Source organism: Mixta theicola (genome assembly GCF_002895925.1).
Taxonomy (GTDB): Bacteria; Pseudomonadota; Gammaproteobacteria; order Enterobacterales; family Enterobacteriaceae; genus Mixta; species Mixta theicola.
In genome coordinates this window covers 254,023-278,953 of the sequence record NZ_NWUO01000002.1, presented here as the reverse complement: position 1 = coordinate 278,953, position 24,931 = coordinate 254,023, and the positions used below count along the sequence as shown (strand labels likewise).

Annotated in this window: 19 protein-coding genes and 2 pseudogenes; 9 read left to right on the top strand and 12 right to left on the bottom strand. The window is 56.0% G+C overall.

Annotation, left to right across the window (positions count from 1 at the left end):
* Nucleotides 1-11: 11 nt before the first annotated feature.
* Genes COO59_RS03855 through COO59_RS03845 form a run of 3 tightly spaced genes read left to right on the top strand, consistent with a single transcriptional unit; the run spans nucleotide 12 to nucleotide 6,783 of the window.
* Nucleotides 12-1,400 carry an SrfA family protein gene (locus tag COO59_RS03855; RefSeq protein WP_103058524.1) on the top strand — a complete coding sequence of 463 codons (1,389 nt, stop codon included), beginning with the start codon at nucleotides 12-14 and terminating at the stop codon, nucleotides 1,398-1,400.
* Between the two features lie 2 nt (nucleotides 1,401-1,402).
* Complete coding sequence (locus COO59_RS03850; RefSeq protein ID WP_103058523.1) at nucleotides 1,403-4,378, top strand: virulence factor SrfB; 2,976 nt, start codon at nucleotides 1,403-1,405, stop codon at nucleotides 4,376-4,378.
* Complete coding sequence (locus COO59_RS03845) at nucleotides 4,375-6,783, top strand: virulence factor SrfC family protein (protein ID WP_103058522.1); 2,409 nt, start codon at nucleotides 4,375-4,377, stop codon at nucleotides 6,781-6,783. Before COO59_RS03850 ends, COO59_RS03845 begins: the two co-directional genes overlap by 4 nt.
* A gap of 32 nt (nucleotides 6,784-6,815) precedes the next feature.
* Here COO59_RS03845 and COO59_RS03840 read toward each other — a convergent pair whose 3' ends face one another.
* The 3 genes from COO59_RS03840 to COO59_RS03830 all read right to left on the bottom strand — a co-directional run bounded on the left by COO59_RS03840 (nucleotide 6,816) and on the right by COO59_RS03830 (nucleotide 9,024).
* A complete protein-coding gene (locus COO59_RS03840; RefSeq protein WP_103058521.1) occupies nucleotides 6,816-7,115 on the bottom strand; it encodes a barstar family protein in 300 nt (99 codons plus the stop codon).
* 90 nt (nucleotides 7,116-7,205) lie between these two features.
* Nucleotides 7,206-8,534 (bottom strand): glycoside hydrolase family 28 protein, encoded by a 1,329-nt coding sequence (locus COO59_RS03835; RefSeq protein ID WP_103058520.1) that lies wholly within the window; start codon nucleotides 8,532-8,534, stop codon nucleotides 7,206-7,208.
* A gap of 136 nt (nucleotides 8,535-8,670) precedes the next feature.
* Nucleotides 8,671-9,024 carry a helix-turn-helix domain-containing protein gene (locus COO59_RS03830; RefSeq protein WP_103058519.1) on the bottom strand — a complete coding sequence of 118 codons (354 nt, stop codon included), beginning with the start codon at nucleotides 9,022-9,024 and terminating at the stop codon, nucleotides 8,671-8,673.
* A 247-nt stretch (nucleotides 9,025-9,271) separates the two neighbouring features.
* On the opposite strand from COO59_RS03830, the gene COO59_RS03825 reads away from it, so the two are divergent.
* Nucleotides 9,272-9,514 carry a hypothetical protein gene (locus tag COO59_RS03825; protein ID WP_103058518.1) on the top strand — a complete coding sequence of 81 codons (243 nt, stop codon included), beginning with the start codon at nucleotides 9,272-9,274 and terminating at the stop codon, nucleotides 9,512-9,514.
* A gap of 639 nt (nucleotides 9,515-10,153) precedes the next feature.
* Here the strand turns inward: COO59_RS03825 and COO59_RS03820 are convergent.
* Nucleotides 10,154-10,639 carry an RrF2 family transcriptional regulator gene (locus COO59_RS03820; protein ID WP_103058517.1) on the bottom strand — a complete coding sequence of 162 codons (486 nt, stop codon included), beginning with the start codon at nucleotides 10,637-10,639 and terminating at the stop codon, nucleotides 10,154-10,156.
* A 365-nt stretch (nucleotides 10,640-11,004) separates the two neighbouring features.
* A pseudogene (locus COO59_RS03815) lies at nucleotides 11,005-11,091 on the bottom strand (serine hydrolase); the annotation flags it as partial.
* A 738-nt stretch (nucleotides 11,092-11,829) separates the two neighbouring features.
* On the opposite strand from COO59_RS03815, the gene COO59_RS03810 reads away from it, so the two are divergent.
* Together COO59_RS03810 and COO59_RS03805 are read left to right on the top strand one after the other, a co-directional pair.
* On the top strand, nucleotides 11,830-12,087 hold the full coding sequence (locus COO59_RS03810) for a hypothetical protein (RefSeq protein WP_103058516.1): 258 nt from the start codon (nucleotides 11,830-11,832) through the stop codon (nucleotides 12,085-12,087).
* A gap of 242 nt (nucleotides 12,088-12,329) precedes the next feature.
* Complete coding sequence (locus tag COO59_RS03805; protein WP_103058515.1) at nucleotides 12,330-13,511, top strand: sugar transporter; 1,182 nt, start codon at nucleotides 12,330-12,332, stop codon at nucleotides 13,509-13,511.
* A gap of 79 nt (nucleotides 13,512-13,590) precedes the next feature.
* On the opposite strand, the gene rhaM is transcribed toward COO59_RS03805, so the two are convergent.
* The 4 genes and pseudogenes from rhaM to rhaB form a co-directional block, all read right to left on the bottom strand.
* On the bottom strand, nucleotides 13,591-13,905 hold the full coding sequence (gene rhaM, locus COO59_RS03800) for an L-rhamnose mutarotase (protein ID WP_103058514.1): 315 nt from the start codon (nucleotides 13,903-13,905) through the stop codon (nucleotides 13,591-13,593).
* Nucleotides 13,895-14,736, bottom strand: a pseudogene (rhaD, locus tag COO59_RS03795) (rhamnulose-1-phosphate aldolase). The gene rhaM and the pseudogene rhaD overlap by 11 nt, the downstream one beginning before the upstream one ends.
* Before the next feature lie 11 nt (nucleotides 14,737-14,747).
* Nucleotides 14,748-16,004, bottom strand: a complete 1,257-nt coding sequence (locus COO59_RS03790; protein ID WP_103058513.1) for an L-rhamnose isomerase — start codon at nucleotides 16,002-16,004, stop codon at nucleotides 14,748-14,750.
* Nucleotides 16,001-17,473 carry a rhamnulokinase gene (gene rhaB, locus COO59_RS03785; protein ID WP_103058703.1) on the bottom strand — a complete coding sequence of 491 codons (1,473 nt, stop codon included), beginning with the start codon at nucleotides 17,471-17,473 and terminating at the stop codon, nucleotides 16,001-16,003. The genes COO59_RS03790 and rhaB overlap by 4 nt, the downstream gene beginning before the upstream one ends.
* A 297-nt stretch (nucleotides 17,474-17,770) precedes the next feature.
* On the opposite strand from rhaB, the gene rhaS reads away from it, so the two are divergent.
* Nucleotides 17,771-18,595, top strand: coding sequence for an HTH-type transcriptional activator RhaS (gene rhaS, locus COO59_RS03780; RefSeq protein ID WP_103058512.1), 825 nt, complete (start codon nucleotides 17,771-17,773; stop codon nucleotides 18,593-18,595).
* A gap of 12 nt (nucleotides 18,596-18,607) precedes the next feature.
* Nucleotides 18,608-19,477: an HTH-type transcriptional activator RhaR gene (gene rhaR, locus COO59_RS03775; RefSeq protein WP_103058511.1), complete on the top strand. Its 870-nt coding sequence runs from the start codon at nucleotides 18,608-18,610 to the stop codon at nucleotides 19,475-19,477.
* 128 nt (nucleotides 19,478-19,605) lie between these two features.
* On the opposite strand, the gene rhaT is transcribed toward rhaR, so the two are convergent.
* On the bottom strand, nucleotides 19,606-20,640 hold the full coding sequence (gene rhaT / locus COO59_RS03770; RefSeq protein WP_103058510.1) for an L-rhamnose/proton symporter RhaT: 1,035 nt from the start codon (nucleotides 20,638-20,640) through the stop codon (nucleotides 19,606-19,608).
* Nucleotides 20,641-21,037: 397 nt separating this feature from the next.
* Here rhaT and aldA point away from each other — a divergent pair, with 397 nt between their 5' ends.
* Entirely contained in the window at nucleotides 21,038-22,474 is a 1,437-nt protein-coding gene (aldA, locus tag COO59_RS03765; protein WP_103058509.1) for an aldehyde dehydrogenase, read from the top strand.
* Nucleotides 22,475-22,589: 115 nt separating this feature from the next.
* On the opposite strand, the gene COO59_RS03760 is transcribed toward aldA, so the two are convergent.
* Nucleotides 22,590-23,513, bottom strand: a complete 924-nt coding sequence (locus COO59_RS03760; RefSeq protein ID WP_103058508.1) for a LacI family DNA-binding transcriptional regulator — start codon at nucleotides 23,511-23,513, stop codon at nucleotides 22,590-22,592.
* Nucleotides 23,514-23,533: 20 nt separating this feature from the next.
* Nucleotides 23,534-24,928 carry a glycoside hydrolase family 1 protein gene (locus tag COO59_RS03755; protein WP_103058507.1) on the bottom strand — a complete coding sequence of 465 codons (1,395 nt, stop codon included), beginning with the start codon at nucleotides 24,926-24,928 and terminating at the stop codon, nucleotides 23,534-23,536.
* Nucleotides 24,929-24,931: the final 3 nt, after the last annotated feature.

Genomic DNA, 24,931 nt, shown 5'->3' with positions numbered 1-24,931 from the left:
GGCCCTTACAGGTGGCAAAAACATTTTTACGCAGCGGGAATTTGGATGCCGTACTTGCTTTAGGTGAAAACGGCCAGTTGGTTTATCTCTCTGCGCTTCAGCTGCGCGAGACTCTGCGTCTGCGCAAGCAGCAAAAACTTGCCGATTGCCTGGCGATCCCGCAGGCCAATGAGCGCGGCGACCGTCTGGACTGGTATGCTCCTTTTAATGGTCGGGTAAAATCCTGGCTCAATGCCAGCGAAAGCGAGCGTCGCCAGGCGCTGGCCGAGCTGGAAAGCTATCAACAAACGCTGACCGCCATGAGTCAGCGCGCGCTCAGCGCTGACAAACCGGCGCTGAAACTGTTCGGCGCCCTGCTGAGCAAAGCCTTTCAGTTTCCCGATCGTCAATATATTTATCTGGTTAACGGCCGCCCGGTACTGACCTTTTGGGGCTTTATCGAGCTGGATAAGCGTGCACGCAGCGATGCCCTTGACTGTCTGCGCAGTTCGCTTCAGCCAGAACCGGAGCCGGAGCCGCTTTCCGATGCGCCGTTGCTTAGCGCTCCGGTCACGGAGATCTTGCCGGTGCCGTCGAAGCCTGAGCCTGAACCGACGCCCGTGCCGCAGCCGGTGGCTCCCGCCGCGTCCGTTAGCGCTTATCAGGCGATCAATGAACTGCACGAAAACGAAGAACCTGACGCCGGGCCGCAGCAGGCAACGACACCGGCTAAAGGTTCGCGTCGTTTGCTGTGGGTCGCCGCGCCGCTGGGGCTGGCCGTCGCCGCCGCGCTGGCGTTCAGCTTCTGGCCACGTCAGCCTGAGCCCGCTCCCATCGCCAGCGCGCCGGTTAAACCGGCGGAGAAGCTGCCGGAGATCAAACCTCGGGTGGTGATCCCGGCCGCAACCCAGACGCAGGCCCTCGCGCTGCATAAAACGCTGCCGCTGAGCAACGCGGCGGTGGCTGTTGAACAGCCGGCACCGGAAGCGCCTGCGGCAACCGAGCCCGCGCCGGTTCCCGCCGCCACAGCGCCCGTAGCGAAAGATGCGCTGGTTATGCCGTCCGATGCCATACGGCACGGATCGACCAAATTCCTTGACGGCAACTGGCACGTCTCGCTGCAGCTCAGCAATATGCCTGGCTTCAAGGCGCCCAGCCTGCGCTATCAGTTCCACAACGGTAAAGGCACCGCCACCCTCGTTCAGGGAGACGGCACGCGCTGTAAGGCTGAAACCACGGCCGGGCTGATGAGTTCAGGTAATCTGGTTATTAACAGCCGCTATACTGCCCGTTGTGCGAACGGTACGCGTTATAAAATGCCGCAGCTGGTATGTAAACAAGGGAATGGCGCCGCCGTGTGTGAAGCGCAGTTTGGCAGCGATGCCGCATATCCAATGACGATCAAGCGTGAGAGTAAATAAGAATGCTGGCGCCCATTACGGATTTTAAACAGAAAATTACCCTGATTGCCGAAAGCGGTATTCAGTTTCTTGATTTTGCGATTACTGTCAATGACAGCCAGCCGCGCAAATTTGTACGCCAGACGGCAAACGGCCCGCTGCTGCGCATTACGCATGACGTGGCCAGCGGTCGATTTTTGCTGCCGCTGGAAGATGGCGCCGCGCCGGAAGTGGTGAGGCCGGAATGTAGCACCACCCAGGAGCAATCGCTGAACCTGCTTAACGGGGTTTGGCTGCCGGTACCTGTTCTGCGCTGCGCGCCGCCGCGTCAGTTTATCGGCGGCCCGGAAAACTGGGCGCGGATGCAGATAGCCGCACTCGATAAGCCCGATGCCGAAGGCCATACCCATCGCGTAATCCTGGCATTTGATACCCAAACGGCACCCGACGACAGCGATCAGGCGCTGCTGGCGCTGACTCCTTCCGACGCCAATAACGGCGTTGGCTTTGCGCTTGCCTGGCAAAACTATGAGCTGGGCGAATTTCTCGATCTGACCTGGGTTGACGGCTGGCTGCGTGAGGTTTTTACCCAGCGCGCCGGTGAACTGGAATCGCGCCACGACAGCGATATTAAAATGGCGCTGCGCGAGTTTGAATATCAGGCGCACTACCTTAACCTGCTTGAGCTGCTGGGTACCCAGCTGGCGCTGACCGATATTCGCATACTGACCGCAACGCTGCAGGAGCCGGTAGTGAATGTCGATCTGATCCTTGACGTCGGCAACTCCCATACCTGCGGCATTCTGGTGGAAGATCACCCGGACGAAGTCAACGGCCTGAAGCAGACTTACGAACTGCAGCTGCGCGACCTTTCGCAGCCGCACCGGGTCTATAACGAAATGTTCGACAGCCGGGTTGAGTTCGCGGAAGCGCATTTCGGCAAAAAGAATTTTTCCGTAGAGAGCGGCCGTGAAGAGGCGTTTGTCTGGCCCTCATTAACCCGCGTGGGACGCGAAGCGAGTCGTATGGCGCTGCAGCGTGCCGGAACCGAAGGCGCCACCGGCATTTCCAGCCCTCGCCGCTATTTGTGGGATGAAGCACGCTACGCCGCTGGCTGGCGCTTTAACCGCGCCGATCGCGCGACCGCCGAGCCGCAGGCGATCGCAGAACCCCTGATGACCTTGATTAATGATGAAGGCGAGCCGCTGTGGCAAATCGAGGAAGATGCGCGGCTGCCGGTATTTTCAGCGCACTACAGCCGCAGCTCCCTGATGACCTTTATGCTCAGCGAACTGCTGGCGCAGGCGATGATGCAGATGAACAGCGCGGCTCAGCGCCAGAAAATGCCGCACAGCTATGCGCCGCGCCAGCTGCGTCATATCATTCTTACGCTGCCCTCGGCGATGCCGAAACCAGAGCGGGAAATTTTCCGCAGTCGTATGCAGGACGCCATCGGCCTGGTATGGAAAGCGATGGGCTGGCATCCCGCCGATGCGCCATTTGACAGCGTCAGCGATAAAGCGCTCAGTAGCCGCCCGGTGCCGGACGTGCAGATGGAGTGGGATGAAGCGACCTGCGGTCAGATGGTTTATCTGTTTAATGAAACCCAGGTAAATTTTGCCGGTCGCGCAGAAGCCTTTTTCGCCAGCATGGCGCGTCCCGATCGTCTGCGCGACGCCCATGAGCCTGCCGGTAAAACCCTGCGTATCGCTTCGATTGATATTGGCGGCGGCACCACTGACCTGGCGATTACCCATTACGCGCTGGACGATGGCCAGGGCAACAACGTAAAAATCAACCCGCGCCTGCTGTTCCGTGAAGGCTTTAAGGTAGCCGGAGACGATATTCTGCTGGATGTGATCCAGCTTTACGTGCTGCCTGCGCTGCATGCTTCTCTGAAGCAGGCCGGACTGGCCAATCCCGATATTTTGCTCGATAAGCTGTTCGGCTATAACGGGCGCATGGATGGCTTTTCCACGCTGCGTCAGCAGGCAACGCTCCAGCTGTTTATTCCGCTGGCGCAGGCGGTTCTTGAGCGCTATGAAAGCTACGATCCGCTGGATACCAGCGCTGAAATCGAGGCGTTGTATGGCGAACTGCTCACGCAGCGTCCCGGCGCGGCGGTGCTTGATTATATTAACGGCGAAGTTCAGCGGGCGCTTGGCGGTCAGCTGGCTTTTGATATTTTGCAGGTGCCGATGGTGGTTAGCCTCAGCAAACTGCACGGCGAATTTCTGTCGCACCGGATGGCGATTGTGCCCGCGCTGCGCTCCATGGCGGAAGTGATCTCCCTTTACAGCTGCGATGTGCTGCTGCTGACCGGCCGTCCAGCGCGTTTCCCCGGCGTGCAGGCGCTGTTCCGTCATCTGCAGCCGCTGCCGGGCAGCCGCATACTGTCGCTGGAAGGCTATCATACCAGCGACTGGTATCCGTTTAACAAAATGGGCCGGATTGATAATCCGAAATCAACTGCGGCGGTGGGCGCGATGCTCTGCCTGCTGGCCCTCGATTTACGCCTGTCGAGCTTCTGGTTTAAGGCTGGCGATTTCCAGCCCTACTCCACGATTCGCTATCTCGGCATGCTGGATGATAACCATGCGTTGACCAGTGAAAACGTCTGCTACAGTGAAATCGATCTGGACGATCCTGGCTGGACGCCCGATCGTAAGAGCAGTTTCCAGATCCGCGGCAATGTCTGCCTGGGCTTCCGGCAGCTGGATAATGACCGTTGGCTGGCGTCGCCGCTTTACAGCCTGACCATCAACGATGCGCAGCTGGCGCGTAAAGTGGCTGGCGACAGCGTGCTGCGCGTGAAGCTGGCGGTCGAGCCTGGCGCGCAGTCGGGATCGCCGGAGCGTTTTGTGCTGGCCGATGCCCGGCTCGATGACGGTACGCGCGTACCGCTTTCACAGCTTAGCCTTAAACTGAATACATTGTCCGCCAGCGGCAATGCTAATGCCCAATACTGGATCGACAGCGGGAGCGTATTTAAGAAATGACAGCCTTTACGCTGAAACAGCAGGCTTCTCCGTTCAGCCAGCGGTTAGCGGAGATGAACGAAGGCATCGACCTCGCCCTTTCATGGATCGATGCTCAGCGCGTGCAGTCGCCGCGCCTTGATATGGAATCAGACGGCCTGAAGCTCTCTCTGCGTCGGGGTAAATATCAGCTGCGCCAGATGCAAAAGACGCAGCCTGACGAAAATACGCTCGGTTTTTATGGGCTTTCACAGGCGGGAAAGGCCTCGCTGCTGCAGGCGCTGGTGGGCGATGTGCAGGGAAAGTTAACCGCGACCTTTGGCGGAAAAAACCTTAACTATCTGACGCACATTAATCCCGGCAACCAGGACTATGGCCTGGCGACGCGCTTCAGCCATTGCCGCGAACCAGAAGATGCCAGCAGGCCGTTGACCTTAACGCTGTTGAGCGAAGCGGAAATGACGCGCATGGTGCTGATGGCCGCTTTCCAGCAGCCGAAGGGCGAGCCTGAAGCGAAACAGCTGGAGGCGCGAATTGAACATCTTCAGCGCCTGCGCCAGCCGCAGCCGGTTAAAGGATTCACCGGCGATGAGCTGGTCGCGCTGTGGGATTTCTGCCGCCGTCAGGATGCGGGTCGCGCTGCGCTGTTGAACCGGCATTTTTGGCCGCAGGCCTGTGAACTGGCGCCGCTGCTGAACGTGGACGATCGCGCCCAGCTGTTTGCGCTGCTGTGGAATGACGATGAGGCTCTGACCGCGCTATGGCGTCAGCTGGCGCATACCCTGCACGCGTTACAGCATGCGCCATACGTACTGGCACCGCTTTCGCTGTTAGTTGACGAATCGCTGTTGCCTGCCGAACTGTTGTTCAGTACCGCCACCGCACCAAATCACGCCGCGCGCCGCGCGGAAGTGGTGCCCTGGCTGGCTGGACGTCCCGCCAGCCCGGTAACGCTGGCGCTAACGGAGCTGCAGCTGCTGACGCTGGAGGTGCTGATCCCGTTATCCACCCCGCCGCGCCAGGCGCTATTCGATCAGGTTGAAGTGGTGGATATTCCCGGCTACGGCGTCGCACTGGATGAGGATGCGCGCCAGGAGCAGGCGCAGGCCGCCCAGCGCGATCCGCAGACGGCACGTCTGATGCAGGCCAGACGCGCGCTGTTTCTTGAGTTTTATGGTGAACGTCACGGGTTGGATATGTTGCTGGTATGCACAGCCGCCAGTCAGCGCCAGGACGCCAGCGTGGTCGGACGCCTGTTGACGCAGTGGTTAAAAACCATGCGCCGCGGCGACGGCGAACAGCAAAGCGGGCAAAAGCCAGTGCTGGTCTGGGCGGTAACCCGTTTCGATGGCCGGTATTTACAGGCTGCGAATATCGACGAGGCGGTTCAGCGGCAAACCGGCACCCCCGGCAGCGACTGGGGATCGATGCTGGCGCAGGATGCGGGCGGCATTGAACGCATGGCGAACTGGCTGCAGGACGAGATAAAACCGGAAAATAAACGGCTGCGTCTGCAGGAACAACAGCAGCGCCTGAGCCGCGAGCTGGGCGATCGCCTGTTGGCTAACTGGGCGCAGCCGGTTGACGATGTGCAGCAGAAGCAGCAGATTGCCGATAAGCTGTTAAAAGCGCTGCAAACCCGTACCGGCCTGCATGGCGAACTGCTGGAGCGGCTACAGCCCTCACGTGAACAGCTGCGGGCGCTCTATCTGTTGCCGCAGCAGCAGGCCGCCGCCGGAGCGCACGCCACACCAGCCGCGCCCAATTTACCGGGCAGCCATTTTGGTATCGGCTTTGAATTTGATCTGTTCAGCAATCAGCCTGAACCGGCGCTGACCGGTGAAAGCGAAGAGCCGCTGCTGGATAGCGACAGCCTGTTTGCGCATAACGTGCAGCGCTACTGGATTTATCATCTGCGCAGCCTGCCGGATAATGACGGCCTGCTCTCGTTGTTGGGCGTTAGCAAAAGTACGCTGCAGATGCTGATAGAAGAACTGATCACCGCCAGCTTCCGTCTGGATATTGCTGCCAGCCTGTTACGCACGCTGACTGAACATGAGGCGGCTAATGCGCCGCGCGAAGGCAAAGTGGATCGGCAGGTTTCACGAGCGCTGACGGTGCTGGGTGACTTTGTCGCCTGGCTCGGTTTCCTGAAGCGCGACGTGGCTGAACGCCCTGACAGCCGCGTGAATCGCGGCCAGAAAATTTTTGCCCAGCCGCAAACGCCCACCGTGACCTTTGGCAGCACGCAGCGCCTGACGCGCCTTTCCGCTGCGCCAGCTAACACTACCGCGTTTTATATTTATGACTGGCTGGTTGGCCTGAATACGCTGATTGTGGAAAACAACGGCTATGCGGGCGGCAGCGAAATCGCCGATAGCGCGCGACTGCCGTTAAAGCAGGCGCTGAAACTCATCCGCGCTTAAAGACTCTGCAGGGCGACTCTGCCCTGCAGTTTTTATCCTCCACAAACCTGAACCCGCTGCACAATGAACTCACCCTGCAATTCCCGCACAGCCTCTTCCAGCAACTCGATAATCGCCGCCAGGTCGCCGCGCTGTGGCACAGACGGCAAATGGTAAAGCCACGCGCGCGCCGGTAGCCGTAATTCGCCCGTTAGCATATCCCACAGCGTATCAAGGTTAGCGCCTGATTCCCCGGCGATACCGCTCTGTTCAATAAAACAGCGGTAAAAATCTTCGCAGCTGCGAATAGCTAAAAATCGAAATGCATTTCCAGCACAGATGGCTCCACGCATTGAAATTGCGGTAATGGTCGGTTGTCAGATAGATTAGCCCATCGCAGAAATAAAGTGCCTGCCGTCAGAGCGAAATCACTCTCTTTTACGCTAAGGCAGCTCAACGATAAGCTGCGGATTCCAGCCCGCCGGTAACGGTTCAGGACGATTAATCTGTAACTGACTGAGCGACAGCGCCGTGACGCCCTGAGCAAACAGCCCCGGCATTCCGCCGGGCCAGGCTTCCACGCCCCAGGGCCGCTCCGTGAGCGGATTCATAGCATACGCATTATCCAGCCCCATGCCTGTCGGGTTCGCCGGATTACAGGGCGGCCGAATATCGTACCAGCCCTGCTCCGGATGCTCGCTGGGAAGCTGGTCGATTAACAGATGATCGAAGCTGATATGATGCAGTGCGCCGGGGATTTCACTGTGCAGGTTAATCGCACCCTGAGCGGTGCCGGTAAGATGGCTGAACTGAACCCAGGCGATTTCACCAGGCGTTACATCGGGATGGCGCGGGCGAACCGAGATAAATACCGGATCGGCTTTTCCCCAGTGAACCGGTGGCGCATAGATGCAATTAAAGGTGATATGGCTGAAAGAGAGTCGGCGAAAGCGTCCGCCGTCGCGGCTAAGCAGACCGATGCCGCGGTTTGAATCGATGATGGTGCAGCCGGTCACCACCACATCTTCAATATCATCCCAGCTTTCCGTACCGATTTTTAGCGCGCAGCTGTTGGAACGCAGCATGGTGCCGGTAATGGTAATGTGCGCCGATGGGCCGCTTAGCGGCGCTGGTTTGCGGGTCGTTTTGATGCAGATACCATCATCCGCCGCGCTAAAATAGCTGTCGCTGATATGAACATAGCGGCAGCTGTCAATATCCAGCGCATCGGTATTCGCCATCGTCAGATCGTTATCAACGCAGAGGCGACTAATCCTGACCTGTTCACAGCTCACCAGATGAATGGTCCACATCGGTGCCTGTTCGATCGTAAAATCCCGTAGCGTGACCTGACGACAGGCTTCCAGCACCAGCATTCGCGGCCGTTGCGCCAGCGGCAAGCGGTAGCCCATCGCATCCGCTTCAGCAGCAAACCAGGCGCTGGCATTGCCATCAATGCGCCCTTTTCCTTCAATGGTGATGTTTTTTTGGCCGTAAGCGTAAAGCAGCGCCCGCGTGGAGCGTTCCGCCTGGCTTTGCGCCTGCGCTGAATAATCTTCCGCCCGACTGCTGGCGATTAAGGTTGCGCCGGCGGCAAGATGCAGCGTGAAGTTAGCGGGTAGTATCACGGAGCCGATCAGGTACGGGCCGGGAGGAACATAGAGTATGCCTCCGCCTTTAGCGGCAATATCATCAATGGCACGTTGAAAATGGGCGGTATCGGCGGTTTGACCGTCGGCTGCGGGATGATAGTCATCCATTGAAATAAGCATCGGTGCGTTTCCGAAAAAAACGATGCGTTAATCCCAACACAGATTATATTGAAACGCCATTTCAGTATTGACTGAATAACAGGGAAATGTGAGATGTTTCACAACGCGGGCCGGAGAACCCGGCCCTGGCGATCGCTCAGCTTTGTAATGTTTTACCGTGCTGCTGAACCACGCTGCGACGCCATGCGCCAGGAGCCTGGCCAAACTGACGTTTAAAACTGCGGTTAAATGATTGCTGAGAATCAAAACCTAAAGATATCGCTACGTTAAGGATCGGCTCATTGCTGCGGGTAAGGCGATCGGCTGACTTTTTCAACTTCTGCGAACGAATATACTCGCCCAGCGGATAGCCGGTATGCTCTTTGAACATGCGCTGCAGGTGCCATTTTGAATAGCCTGCGCGCTCGGAAACGGTATCCAAATCCAGTCGGCCTTCAATGTTGTGATCAATCCAGTCAATCAGATCGTGAATAAACGCGTCACTTCTCATCTTCTCTCTCCCATCGCCAGGGCTAACAGTATCAGTATCAGTTGCAGTTACACTTTAACGGTGACTGAATTTACGAGAAATTGCAAACTATATTGATACATTAAATTGATTCTGGCGATCTGGTCGTTTAGTCACCGCGATCGAACCCGAAATAACCTATTGAAAATAAATATATTTTATTCTTAGCTTAAACTTATGACGCTTTTGCCGATAACATTAACAGGCACGATCTGGCAGGAGACAAAGAATGTGGTTCACTATGGCTGAAGTAGAGAAAATGACGCGCAAATCAGCGGCTCAGTTGAAAAAGGCGATGGTCTCTGGTCAGCTTAACGGGCGCATCACCGAGCAGGGAGAGTTAGAAATCGAGCTGAGCAGCATTTTGCGCGCTTTTGCTGGCGAGCAGGTAGGAGCCAGCGGCATCGATGAGATTAGCCAGCGCATTGATAAAGAGTGGAGTGTGCTGTGGCATCGAAGCGATACTTGCTGAGTTCAATAGAACAATATTACAGATTGCCGGCGGGAGATATATTTCTGCTTACCCGGCAGCATTATACAAGTTTAAATAAATCTGGCTTACCCCGGTTTTACATATTTAATACAGATGTTGCCATTGATTAAATAAATGGAAGTTACGCAGGGTGGCGGATATTAAATTAATTAAAAAATCTGGCATCTTTTCACCCACCGTTCTGGCGATGCAGTTTCGTTATCAAACCTAATGCATCTACTTGAAAATAATAGAATTTTAAGAGAAATTAGTGATAAATCCTGAAGAATGCGTAGCAATCTATCGCTTAATAAGCGCCCATTTCTTCAATCACGCTATAAATGATTGATTATTATTTTAAGCAGTCGTTATGATGGCAAACAGTAACTTTAAGGATAAAGACAATGATTAAATGGCTAGCCCTCCTCTTTTTTATATGGTTTGTTATCAGCCATTTTTATAACCGCCTCACGGAAGAGCCTGCGGATGATTAAGGCGAGCCCGCCTTTTGGCTGCAAAACTGATTGTTTGCTCGGTGCTGAAGTATTGTATTGGAATATTTTTAGTATGTTGTAACTAATTAAGTGAAAAAAACGATGCGGCTCGCCGGTTAAAGGTTGGCGATAAAAAAAGCCGCATTTAGCGGCTCTTTTTACATAAGGTTTCAGGTTCAGGCTCAGGAACGGCCTCGCAGCCGCTGGTATCCCTGGTTTTTAGCTCTTCCAGCGCGTCGGCTACGGTACGCTTTGCCAGCACCTTAAGCGATGCTTCCTCCGCCTCCTGAGCAATGGCTTTGAAATACCAGCAGGCGTTGGCGCTAACCACGCAACGCGCGGGAACTTCAGGACGCGATGCCCAGATTTTCTTATCCTCAATCACCGATACATAAATATCACGCAGCGTGATTTGATCGGCGGGACGGCCAAGGTAAATCGAACCGGTACGGCCTAAGGTGGAAACGATAATGCCATCGCGCGTCAGCGGCACCATCAGCTTACGAATGAAGCTTGGGTTGGCTTCCAGCCCATACGCCAAAATGGCGCTGGTGGAACGTTTGCCTGACTGCTCCGCCATCGCTACGCTCAAAACCATCTGCAAAGCTGTCGGGAAGCGGTAATCTAACATTTCATCATCCTGAGTTGCGGTGAATCTTGTTCTTTTTGGCACCGCGGCTGTGAAGAATCAATACGAAATAATATAACAAATATGGTTGCTTTTATGAAGCCAGCCGCAGACGCAAGGCACATAATCACAATTCCCCGCCGCTTTTCATCATCGAAAAGAGACGGCCAGGCCGATGGGCTGCGCCCTTCTGCCCTACCGTTACGATGCTGTCTGCATCGCTGCCCGCTGCGGCATCCGCAATGTTAGGGGCCTGACGCTCCCTGGAACGAAAATTCACGCTAAGAGATTTTGCTTAATTTGGGCATAAAAAGGATCCCTGCGTGGATCCTTTTTCTCTTTGATTGAAGAATGGATGGTTAAGGACAGCTTAAAAGTAAATTGGCCGCAGTGTTATCGCTCATCGTTATGGCGGCACGGCATAATTCGGCCACGGTCATCCCACCGGCAAGATGCAGCGAACAAGGAGATAAGGAGCAGACGAAAATGTTGCATATTAAGGCTCTTCATTGGGTTTTATTTTGTGATGTTATCGAAGCATAATAAACAAGTTAGGGCGCGCTATTCTAATTTAGTTGTTTGAGGGTATTGCCTCGATCCGGTTGCTTTAGACTGTACGCTTTCGGCCAAACTTACTGCCTTTTAAGCTGGCCTCGTCGCCCTTCATTTGTACGCTCCGGTATGCGAGAAAGTCGCCACGTCGTTGCCGGCTCAGTCTGTCACGGGCAAAAAGAATGCTACGGCGACAGACAGGAGGATCAGCCTGGCGCGCCAGGGCGGGTGCTCCATGCGGTAGTGCTGTGGAATACTCTTTATAACTAACAATAAGACCGGATTGATCCGCCTTTTATTATCACCGAGCAGATAATACCTGCAGAAACTTTAACCTGCCGCAATAAATCATAAATATTGAAAAATATTACCATTGATTAGTCAAGTAATTTGATAGTAATTTTCTTAGCGTAGAAATAAGCGTCTCATTTTTTACCGCGCCCTGCCCGCCTGTGGGAAACTTCGCGCGAAAACGAACATAACCTGATGTTTAATAAAGAAATTAATTAATAAAAATAATTGCTTTCATTATTAGTTTTTGCCCTATGATGCCGCTCATTTTATTTTTATTTGGCTTTTTGCAAAAACACCTTATATTAAACAACTATGTTGCAAAACATTACGCCAACAGGATATTGATCATGGGTAAATATTATTACGTTAATACTAAGGCAGGATCGGCGGGTGTTTATCGGGTTCATACTGCCCATTGCCCTTCGCTTCCGTCCCTGAACGATCGTTTTTTCTTAGGCACTTTCTATGCACCGCTTGATGCCATTAAGCAGGCGAGAAAATATTATGCCTATGCCGAAGGATGTAAAACCTGCTGCCCGCAGCGGAAAAATAAAGAAAAAATCATCAAAAATCAGTCTGTTACTACAATAATGCCTTCGTGCTGATATTTCAGACTGCACAGCTTATTTTAGGCTTTGGCGTCGCTTAGTCTTCCTTAGCCGTCAGAGTCGGATGCCATGCAGCCGCTCCCTGTTGGAGCGGGCAAGCCTCTGTGAAGATAATTTTTTTATCGCACTGTTTCACTCTTGCTATAAATCGACCACAATAGTCATTAAATGTGATGTAAATCACCTTTTGGTGATGAAATCATCGATTCTGTTAACACGTCTGGCATCCATTTATTCCTATGCAAACACCTGTTTCCCGTAAAACGGCCTGGCTACGCGTTGTACTGCTGGCCGTCGCAGCTTTTATATTCAATACCACCGAGTTTGTACCGGTGGGCCTGCTTTCTGATATTGCCGCGTCGTTTTCCATGAGCACGCCGGAAGTGGGCGTTATGCTGACCATTTATGCCTGGGTGGTGGCTTTGATGTCGTTGCCGCTGATGCTGGCGACGCGCAACGTAGAGCGTCGTCTGTTGCTGACGGTGATTTTCCTGCTGTTCACCCTGAGTCATATTCTGTCACTGCTGGCCTGGAATTTTTGGGTGCTGGTGCTGTCACGTATCGGCATTGCGCTGGCCCACGCTATTTTCTGGTCGATTACCGCCTCGCTGGCGATTCGCGTCGCCCCTGCCGGTAAGAAAACTCAGGCGCTCAGCATGCTGGCTACCGGGACCGCGCTGGCGATGGTTTTGGGCGTACCGATTGGGCGGATCATCGGCCAGTATCTTGGCTGGCGTATTACCTTCGGCATGATCGGCGCATCGGCGCTGGTTTTAATGCTGATGCTGATTAAGCTGCTGCCGAAACTGCCGAGTGAGCATACCGGCTCGCTTGGCAGCGTACCGATGCTGTTCAGACGTCCGGCGCTGGTCGGCATGTATCTGCTGGTTACGCTGGTAGTGACCGCGCACTATACCGCCTACAGCTATATTGAGCCGTTTATGCAGGTAATTGCCTCGCAGGGCGAAAACTTTACCACTTTCCTGCTGTTGATTTTTGGCACGGCCGGCATCGTGGGCAGCATTATCTTTAGCGCGCTGGGGAACAAATTCCCTTCCGCTCTGCTGCTTAGCGCTATCGGGCTGATTACGCTGTGCATGGGGCTGCTACTGTTCGCGGCGGTTCATCCGGTTGCGGTCTCAGTACTGTGTGTTATCTGGGGCATGGGCATGATGACGATTGGCCTGGCGATGCAGGTACGCGTGCTGTCGCTGGCTCCGGACGCCACCGACGTGGCGATGTCGCTTTTTTCCGGCATCTACAATATCGGGATTGGCGCGGGTGCGCTGTTGGGTAATCAGGTCAGCCTGCATTCTAAAATGGCGGATGTCGGCAATGTCGGCGCAATCATTGGCCTGCTGGCGCTGTTCTGGTGCATCTTTATTTTCCGGCGCTATCCGCAGCTGCGTAGCAACGGTTAACCTAAAAAAATAAGGGGCCATCAGGCCCCTTTTTTACTGGTCGCGTTTACCGCCGTGCTGGCAAGCCTTAACCTGCCCGCTACTCCAGGTAAAATACCGGCTTCAGCGGCTGGCTCACCGGACTGTTATCCGCATTAGCGGGCATAAGCTCGCGCATTGATGCCCACCAGCGTTGACATATCTCAGTCTGCGCTACCGCTTCCCAGCGCTCTTCCGATTCGATCTCCACGTAAGCAAACAGCAGGTTGCGCTGCTCATCCAGAAAAATGCTGTAATGATGCGCCCCGTGCGCCTTTAACGTCTGCTCCAGCTCAGGCCAGACAGGTGAGTGGCGCTGCTGATAGGCTTCATGGCAGTGTGGATACACCTGCATCACAAAGGCTTTACGCAACATTGGCCGGTCCCGTATCCAGCGCTGCCTGCCACGGATTAACGTTAAACCGTTTACCCAGCGCCACCAGCTGCTCTGTGGTAATGCTCTGGCGCAGCCCGCCCATAGAAATCACCTTCACCAGCACTTCCGACGATTTCTCGGCGGTGTCGATCAGGCCAAAGGTTTCATCCAGCGTCGGTCCCGCGCCGAAAATACCGTGGAAAGGCCACATCACCAGGCTGTGCGACTGCATCTGTCCGGCGGTGGCATCGCCAATTTCATCGGTGCCGGGCACCATCCAGGGCACAATGCCTACGCCATCAGGGAAAACCACCAGGCATTCGGTGCTGCCTTCCCACAGCAGGCGGGTGAAACGCGCCGAGTCCAGCTCCACCACATAGCTCAACGCCATAAAGTTAGTGGCGTGGCAGTGCATAATTACCCGATCGGCGCCGTTGGTCAGCTGTTTGCGTACGCTGTGCGACTGGAAATGCGAGGCCAGCTCAGAGGTTGGCACGCCGCCGTTCACCAGTCCCCAGTGAATTTTATAGGAGAGGCCTTTATCATCCACCTGCAGCAGCGCCAGACAGTCAGCGGGATCGAGCTGAACATTGCGGAAGAACTTGCCGGAACCGGTAACGATAAACCAGTCATTAGCCAGCCCCGGCGCCGACGGCTCAGTTCGATGCAGCGCGGCTCAGCGACAAAATCCTGTTCGAACGCGGCGACCTCTTCCGGCAGCAGGCGCATAGTCACATTGCCGCCGTTGCGCTCATCCCAGCCTTTTAGCCACATGTCGCTGGTGGCCTTTACCATTCCCTGGACAAACCAGGAAGAAAGAATCGATTGCATAAGTGACATCCTTACCGTTGACTGAGGATCTGTTCTTCATAATCGCGCACGTTGCGCAGCCAGCCAGCATCCGCCGGCACATCGTGACGCAGGCAGTAGCTTTCCCATACCGCCTGCCACGGCAGCGATTTTTGCTCTTCCAGCAATGCCAGACGCGTGGTGTAGTCGCCGGCAGATTCAATGGCGCGCAGCTTATCGGTTGGCTCCAGCAGCGCGCGCAGCAGCGCTTTTTTGGCGTTACGCGTACCGATAACCCAGGCAGCGATCCGGTTAATCGAGGCATCGAAGAAATCAAGGCCGATATGGACTTTATCGAACAGCTTCTGCCGCACGATCTCATGCGCTATCGCCTGGGTTTCATCATCCAGCAGCACGACATGGTCGCTGTCCCAGCGAACCGGGCGGCTGACGTGCAGCAGCAGGCGCGGTACATACAGCATCACGGTGGAGATTTTGTCGGAGATCATTTCGGTGGGATGGAAATGGCCCGCGTCCAGCGTCAGGGCAGTCTGACGGCTGGTGGCGTAGCCCAGGTAGAATTCGTTGGAGCCTACCGTGTAGCTTTCCGCGCCGATGCCGAACAGCTTGCTTTCAACGGCATCGATATGATGCGCCGGATCAAGCTTCTCGGCCAGCACCTCATCCAGCGCCTGCATCAGCCGCTGGCGCGGCGCCAGACGATCGACGGTCAGGTCTTTCATGCCGTCCGGCACCCAGATATTCATGACCGACGGCGTACCCAGCTGCTCGCCGAACCAGGCGGAAACCTTACGGCTCGCTTTGCAGTGATCGATCCAGAACTGACGGATATGATCATCCTCGTGCGATAGCGTAAAGCCGTCGGCGCTCAGCGGATGAGAAAAACAGGTCGGGTTAAAATCGAGCCCCAGCTGACGCTCTTTAGCCCAGGTGACCCAGTTGGCGAAGTGTTGCGGTTCGATCTCATTACGATCCACCGGTCCATCGCTTTCCAGATAAATGGCATGCAGATTAAAACGCTTCGGTCCAGGGATAAGCCCCAGCGCAACATCGACATCCGCCCGCAGCTCAAGCGCGTTACGCGCGCGGCCCGGATAGTTACCGGTGGCCTGAATACCGCCGGTCAGCGCGCCCTGTGGGTTTTCGAAACCGCGCACGTCGTCCCCTTGCCAGCAATGCATGGATACCGGGATGGTATCCAGCTGATTCATTGCGGCCTCGACATCGACGCCGTTATCAGCATATCGCTGTTTCGCCAGTTCAAAAGCCTGTTCTGTAAGCCTGGTCATAAGCATAGTTCCTTACGCGGTTGTTTCAGCGCCTGAAAACGCGACCAGCCGTCGGTTAGCGCGCTGTCTGAGTTAGGTTGAATAAGATGAGAAGGAAAATTTTGCGCGACGCAGCGACGGAAGGCGTTTACATCCGCCATTTCGCCGTGGGCGATAAGCTGGCTGCCAATGTTGCCCAGCGTCGAGGCTTCAATCGGACCGATGCTAATCGGCAACTGGCAGGCGTTGGCGCACAGCTGATTCAGCAGCGGGTTCTGACTGCCGCCGCCCACAATATGCAGGCGCTTAAAGGCCGCGCCGCGTAGCGCGGCCAGCTCTTCGCTCACCTGACGATAAAGCAGCGCCAGGCTATCGAAAATACAGCGTGCCAGCGCAACCGGACTGTGCGGTACCGGCATCGCCTGCTCTACGCAGGCATCCTGAATTTCCCGCACCATGCTGGCCGGATTGATAAAACGCGCATCGTTGGCGTCGATAATTGACAGGCAGGCGGGATAATGTGCGGCCTCATCAATCAACGCGCAAAGGTCAGCGATTTGCAGTTCATCGCAGACGCGCTGCAGCAGCCACAGCCCCATAATATTTTTCAGTACGCGATAGCGCCCTTCCGCGCCGCCTTCATTGGTGATATTGGTCTCCAGCGCAGCGCCGTTATTAAACGGCGTCCGGCTTTCAAAGCCCAACAGCGACCAGGTGCCTGAGCAAAGATACGCCTCGTCGTTGCCGGTTAACGGCGTCGCCAACACTGCGCTGGCGGTATCGTGCGTGGCGACGGCCACGACCGGAATACGTAATCCGCTGCGGCTCTGCCATTCTCCCACCGGCGTGCCGGGTAACCGCGGCCTGCCAAACCACTCGGCGCGCGCGCCTGCCCAGTTCAGCAGCGCGCTGTCCCACTCGCCGGTAGCCAGGTTAAGCAGCTGCGTGGTGCTGGCGTTGGTGTATTCCCAGTTCAGCTGACCGGTCAAACGGTACTGCAGATAATCCGGGATCATCAGGGCATGCGCAACGCGATCCCGCTGGTCAGGATGCGCCTGGCTGAAGGCGCGCAGCTGATAAAGGGTATTAAACGGCAGGAACTGAATGCCGGTGTGCTGCCAGATAAGATCGCGGCCCAGCTCGCGCTGCGCCTGCGCCATCATGCCGTGAGTGCGCTTATCGCGATAGGAAACCGGCAGGCCGACGCGTTTGCCCGCCTGGTCGAGCATGATCATATCTACGCCCCAGGTATCGATGCCGATACTGTCCGGCACAACGCCGCTCTCCAGCAGCTGCTCCAGACCATCACGAATCGCCTGCTCCAGCGCGTCAATATCCCAGCAGTCATATCCGTCAATCTGACAACGTTGATTAGCAAAGCGGCTAACCTGCTCCAGCGTTAGCGCCTGCGTCTCCGGCTGGTAGCGCGCCAGCATAATACGGCCGCTGGAGGCGCCGAGATCGATGGCAACAAAATTGCGGTGCGTCATAAGATTCGCTTCCTGATGAAACATGCTCACCAGTGTAAAAAGCTGTGAATTCTGCACCTTGCTGAGAGTGCCAATCTTTTATCCGGCTGGCAGGGGCGTAAAGAAGGACGTGAAGCAGCTCACAAATCCATTTTTCCCTGTTGCCGTAACACGGTGTGACCCTTGCCGCAATTCTGAAGTTTTCCAGCTGTTTCTGGAAAAATTAACCGGTTAACCCTGTTTTGCGGTGCAAAATTCAAGGTAAGTTAAGCGCCTGCTGGTTAGTATCGGTCACACAGAGGTAAATAAGGACGCATCATGACCGTATTACATAGCGCCGATTTTTTTCCGAATGGCGATCTGCCGGTAGCGATTGAACCTCGTGCGCCGCAGGGCGTTTTTCCTGAGCATCACCATGATTTTCATGAAATCGTCCTGGTGGAACAGGGTGCGGGCATTCATATTTTTAACGGCCAGCCACAGTCGTTGTGCGGCGGCTGCGTTTGTTTTGTACGCGATCACGATCGGCATCTGTATGAGCAGACGGAAAATTTATTCCTGACTAATGTGCTGTGGCGTGGCCCGCAGGCGTTTCGCTTCCTTACCGGGCTGCAGGATTTACTGCCGCAGGAGTGCGATGGCCGTTACCCTTCCCACTGGCGCATCAGTAATCGGGTAATGGCGCAGGCGAAAACGCTGGTGGCGCAGTTGCAGGAGCCTGACGGCAGCGATGCGATGGAGCAGCGCGTGCAACAGGAGCTAACCTTTATGCAGCTGCTGGTTCTGCTGCGCCAGGGCTGCCGGGAACAGGAGAGCGATGCGCAGGAAGCCCGCCTGCTGCGCCTGCTTGACTGGCTTAACGAACACTACAGCGAAGATATTGACTGGGATGCGCTGGCCGATCGCTTTTCGCTTTCGCTGCGTACCCTGCACCGCCAGCTTAAACAGCAAACCGGCAGCACGCCGCAGCGCTATCTTAACCGGCTGCGCCTTTTACAGGCGCGTCACCTGCTGCGCCACAGCGAAATGCGGATTACGGATATTGCGTTTCAGTGCGGCTTTGGCGACAGTAATCACTTTTCGACGCTGTTTCGTCGTGAATTTGGCTGCGCGCCGCGCGCCGAGCGGCAGCAGATGTGGTAACAGGAGAACAGCATGGGGTTAATCCTGGCGAAGGCGGACTATTTTCCCTCTGAAGCGATGCCGGTGGCGGTAGCCGACCGTGCGCCGCAGCCCTCTTTTCCGCCCCATCGCCATGAATTCAGCGAGATCGTTATCGTCTGGCGCGGTAACGGTCTGCATGTGCTTAACGATCGCCCCTGGCTGGTGACCTGCGGCGATCTGTTTTATATCCAGCACAGCGACTGCCACAGCTATGAATCAGTAAACGACCTGGTGCTGGATAATATACTTTATTGCCCGGAGCGCTTTCGGCTGGGGCTGGACTGGAGCCAGCTGTTGCCGCTGGATGACGCGGACTATCGCGCCCACTGGCGATTAACCACGCGCGGCATGGCGCTGGCGCGCGGCGTGATTTTGCAGCTGGAGCAGGAAAGCCGTAAAACCGATATGCTCTCCATGCAGCTGGCGGAGGCGCTGTTTCTGCAGCTGGCGCTTATCCTGCGGCGTCATCGCTACGTGGCCGAGCGCGCCGGCGAGCTGCCGGAAGGCGAACAGCTCGATCTGCTGATGTCCGCCATTCAGGCCAGCACCGCCCGTTCCTTCGATCTTGCCGCCTTTTGCCAGCATAACCGGCTAAGCGAGCGCGCCCTGAAGCAGCTGTTTCGTCAGCAAACCGGTATGACTATTGGCCATTACCTGCGCCAGCTGCAGCTGTGCCAGGCTAAATATCTGCTGCGCAATACGGCCTTACTGATTGGTGAAGTGGCGGCCCGCTGCGGCTTTGATGACAGCAACTACTTTTCCGCCGTCTTTACGCGCGAAACCGGCTTTACCCCCAGCGCCTGGCGCCAGCGCTTTGAACGTCCCGGCAAACTACAGCTGCTGCCGGAACAGCAAAAATAGCCCGGCCCTGGTCTGTTTAACCGCTGGCCCGAACTTTACCGCTGGCCCTTTCCCTTTAACCACCCGAACGCTGCAACGGCCTGAGTCTGGGAGCGGCCTGGTTCTACTGCAGCCAGGCCGCCCGCCGGTTAACCGGCCATTCCCATACCGACCACGTTCGCCGCCAGAATAATTACCAGACAACCCACGGACAGCACCCTGACCGGACGACGGCCTACCGCATGCCACTCTTTCATCAGCAACCCGACAATGCCGCCGCACAGCACATACAGGCTCATGTGCAGCATCCAGCTGACAAAGTCATACTGCGCCGGAATATTGGCGTGGCCCCAGGCATAGAAAAAGAACTGCAGATACCACATCAGGCCGCCGAGCATAGCAAAGGCGATATTCGCGCCCAGCAGCGGCTTCGCCAGTGAGAAATCGGCTTTGATCGACAGCGACGGCTTCACCGCCAGCCGCACAAAGCAATATGCCAGATTCACCAGCGCCCCACCGCCCATGATCACCACATAGCTCGGCAGCGCCACGTAGAGCGGATTAATCCCGGCGGCAGCGGCAGCCTCGTGCATTGGTTTTGCCGCATCCATAGCAAATGACATCCCGGCGGAAAAAATACCGCACAGCACCGCCAGCACCAGGCCCTTTTTCAGGTTGAACTCTTCCGCACTGATGCCCAGCGCACGTTCTTTCAGGAAACCGGCGCGGGAAACGATGATCACGCCGACCAGCGCAATCAGCACGCCCAGCAGCGTCATACGTCCGCCAGCGGAGCTGAACAGCACCATAAAACGCCCCTGCAGGAGTGGCGTCATCAGCGTACCCACCACCAGCGTAATCCCGATGGCGATACCAATACCCATCGACATGCCAAGATAGCGCATTGTTAACCCGTAGTTAATGTTGCCTATCCCCCACATTGCGCCAAACAAAAACACCGGCAGCAGCTGCGACAAACTGAACTGTTGAAAGTATCCCCAGAAATCAGGCAGCAGCACCGCGCTAACGGCCCATGGCAGAATCAACCATGACATCACGCCGCCCACTGACCACATTGTTTCCCATGACCAGTGTCTGACCCGTTTAAAAGGGGCATAAAAACAGGCGGCGCTGGCAGCGCCGACCAGATGCCAGAGAATGCCGGCAAGGATTGCGTTGTTCATCGTTATTCCTTAGTAAGGTTGAGGCCAGCAGGAGAAGGCTCTCCCGGTTACCGCGAGTCTAAAGAGTTCATTTCCCCACCAGCCTTTCGCTGACTGCCCGCCTGCGAACCGTAGTGGCAAAAAACAGCAGGTGCCCGCGATGACGATCACAAATTCACTACAATGTCCCTGCCGCGCCCTTGCCGGCGCATTAGGCGCTAAATCATTGCTGCGCAAGATTAATTTCAGGTTATGCCAGCGACGTCAGGTCAACCCGTGTATTTTTGCCAGTTCATAAAATGGGATGGCATTCAGCGGAAGGTTAAATCCCTGCGCTCAGGTCAAGGTGGCAACATTCAACAATTGCATATCTTTTTATTAACCAGAAGAAGCAGAATTGATAACGGAGAGCTGACGCATGGCAACCATTCAAAAACAAATGTATATCGACGGCGAATTTCAGTCTCATCAGGGCGCATGGATTGATGTGATCAACCCGGCAACGGAAGCCGTGATTGCGCAGGTGCCGGAAGGCAGCCGCGAAGATGCGCAGCGCGCTATCGATGCGGCTGAAGCCGCGCAGCCGCAATGGGAAGCGCTGCCAGCGGTAGAGCGCGGCGTCTGGCTGCATAAAATAGCCGCCGCAATACGCCAGCGCGAGCCGGAGCTGACCGCGACGATCGTTGCCGAAGGCGGCAAAACCCAGGGTCTGGCGCAAACCGAAGTGCTGTTCACCGCCGACTATCTCGACTATATGGCGGAGTGGGCGCGCCGTTATGAGGGCGAAATTGTGCAGAGCGATCGCCCTAACGAAAATATTTTCGTTTTTAAAAAGGCGATTGGCGTCACCACCGGCATTTTGCCGTGGAACTTTCCTTTCTTTCTGATCGCGCGTAAAGCGGCGCCGGCGCTGATCACCGGCAACACGATTGTGCTGAAGCCAAGCGAAGTTACCCCGCTCAACGCGGTGATTTTTGCAGAAATCGTGCAGCAGGTGGGCCTGCCTAAAGGCGTGTTTAATATTGTTTTCGGCTATGGTCCGGTGGTCGGTCAGGAGCTGGCCGCCAATCCGAAAGTGGGAATGGTCAGCCTGACCGGCAGCGTCAATGCCGGTATCCAGACCATGACGGCGGCGGCGCAGAACGTCACTAAGGTGTCGCTTGAGCTGGGCGGCAAAGCGCCCGCGATTGTGATGGACGATGCCGATCTTGACCTGGCGGTGAAAGCGATTGTCAGCTCGCGCATCATCAATTCCGGTCAGGTGTGTAACTGCGCAGAGCGTGTTTACGTGCAGGAAGGCATCTATGACGCCTTTATGACGCGCCTGACGGCGGCGTTCAGCGCAATAACCTGGGGTAATCCGGCTGAACGGCGTGACGTTGATATGGGGCCGCTGATCAATGCCGCCGCCCTGCAGCGCGTGGAAGAAAAAGTGGCGCATGCGCTACAACAGGGCGCTCAGCTCATCACCGGCGGCAAACGGGCCGGTGAGACCGGCTACTTCTTTCAGCCCACTATTCTGAGCGCTGTTAAACAGGATATGACGATTATGCAGGAAGAGATCTTTGGCCCGGTATTGCCGGTTGCCACTTTCCGCACGCTGGACGAGGCGATTGCGCTGGCTAACGACAGCGAATATGGCCTGACCTCCTCGCTTTATACGCAAAACCTTAATACCGCGATGACCGCCCTGCGCCAGTTAAAATTTGGCGAAACCTATATCAACCGGGAAAATTTTGAGGCGATGCAGGGTTTCCATGCGGGCTGGCGTAAGTCAGGAATTGGCGGCGCGGACGGACGTCACGGCCTGGAAGAGTATCTGCAAACCCACGTGGCCTATTTGCAGTTTAGTTAAGCCTGATAAAGCAAGCGGCGAGGCGATGCCGCTTGTTTTCTCTTACCGTCGCCCGGAACGCCAGGCCGGGCAGCAGGTAAAAAGTGACGTTGTCACGAAATGTGTAAATCGCTTTTCAGGGCGCAATCAGGCTGCCGCGCAGCGGAGGGAAGCAGGACTGTTCCCCGCTGATCAGCTGCAGCGCCCGCTGAGCCAGCATATCCAGCGGCCACGCCATTTGCGGTATCTCCGGCGCGCCCACCACCGGCACCGCGCCGTCCAGGCTGAATACCATCACTTCCTGTGGCACCTGACGCTGATAACGGCGCAGCAGCGCCATCGCCTCGCGGCTTTTTATATAGTCGGTCACCAGTAATGCATCGAAAGCGGTATGACGATTGATTAAGGTTTGCAGCGCGACGCTAACCGACTCTTCCTGCCCGCAGATAAGCTGACGGTTATAGGGCAGCGCCACGCTTTCCAGCGCATCGCAATAGCCCGCCAGCACCTGCTCCGCCGCCTCGCCGTGACTGAAGTTAAACAGCACGATTTTACGCCGCTGCTGGCTGAAAAGGTAATGACAGGCGGTCAGGCTGGCGAACTGGTAATCAATCGCCAGCTGTGGCCCTTCGCCGCCGTCGAGACAATCGATTAGCACCGCCTGTTTCGCCTCTTCCGGCAGCGCAAAGCGCGCACCCACCACCACGACCGCATCGCAGCGTCCGGCCCCCAGCTCCTCCATCGCCTGTGCCACCGCAGGCGCGCTGTTGGCAAAGCGCAGCAGCAGATGTTTACCGTCCTGGCTCAGCGCTTTTTCCAGCGCCTGCAGATAGCCGGTGGCCTGCTGCACATGTTCGGTGGCGCAGATGACGCCGATACAGTGGGTTTTCTGATAGCTCAAAGACTGAGCAATGACGTTCGGTTTATAGTTCAGCTTCTCAACGGCGCGCAGCACGGCGTCGCGGCTCTCTTCCTTAACGCCGCGACTGCCGCTAAGCACCCGGGAAACGGTCGCTTTTGATACTTTAGCCAGGCGCGAAACATCATTAATACTCGCCATAGGGGTGCTTATCTCTCCGTTCAATCGCTATTTTGCGTAAAACCATGCTCGCTGGCCACGCGCGCAAACCACTCACCGCTTTTTTTCACGCGGCGCTGCTGGCTGTCAAGATCAAGCTGCACAAAACCATAGCGGTTTTTATAGGCATTGCACCATGACCAATTATCGATAAAGGTCCACATATGATACCCCAGACAGTGCGAGCCCTCCTGCAGCGCCCGATGCAGCCAGATTAAATGCTCGCGCACAAATTCGATGCGATAGTCATCCTGAATCTGGCCGTCCTGTTCAAAGCGCGGTTCATCCTCAACGCCCATACCGTTTTCAGAGATAAAACAGCGTGGATTGCCGTAATGCTGGCGCAGGTTGCTGAGAATGTCATAGATGCCCTTTTCATAGATTTCCCAACCGCGATACGGGTTCATTTTGCGCCCCGGCATCGCATAGTGTTCAAAAAACCACTCCGGCATAAACGGGCTTTGCGGATCCACCCGCGAATCGCGGCATTTTACCCGGCGCGGCTGATAGTAGTTGATGCCCAGTAAATCGACGCGCCCTTCCGCCAGCAACGCTTGATCGCCGGGCTGGCAGGCGGGCAGCTGCTGATGTTCCGCCAGCAGCGCGACCAGCTCCGCCGGATAGTGACCCAGCAGCGCCGGATCGAGAAAGCTGCGGTTAAAGAGCAGATCGGCACTATGCGCAGCCTGTTGGTCCGCCGGATGCGCGGAGCGCGGATATGACGGCGTCAGGTTAAGGATGATGCCGATTTCGCCCGGATATTGCCCCGCGCGGAACAGCTGCACCGCACGCGCATGCGCCAGCATAGTGTGATAAGCCACGGTCGCCGCCCGACGAAAGTCCACCACGTTAGGGTAATGGAAATCATACAGGTAGCCGCCCTCCACCGGCACGATCGGCTCATTAAAGGTAAACCAGTGTTTTACCCGGTCGCCGAACAAACGGAAGCAGGTTTGCGCATATTCCGCGTAAGCCTCAACCACCTCGCGGTTTTCCCAGCCGCCCGCCTGCTGCATCGCCATCGGCATATCAAAATGGAACAGGTTAATAAACGGCGTAATGCCCTGGCTTAGCATTTCATCAATGATCTGATTATAAAAGCGTACCGCCTCTGGGTTAACCGCGCCGCGCCCGTCCGGGATTAAGCGCGACCAGGCAATCGAGGTGCGGAACGTGTTGTGCCGCAGCTGTTTCAGCAGCGCAATATCTTCACGCCAGTGCTGATAAAAAGTAGAGGTCCTGGCCGGCCCAACCTGACCATGAAAACGGGTCGGCGATTCGGCAAACCAGCGATCCCAGATCGTTTCACTTTTGCCAAAGTTCAGGCTTTCGCCTTCGGTCTGGGGGGCGCTGCTGGCGCTGCCCCACCAAAAATCTGCGGGAAACTGATAGTGCATGAT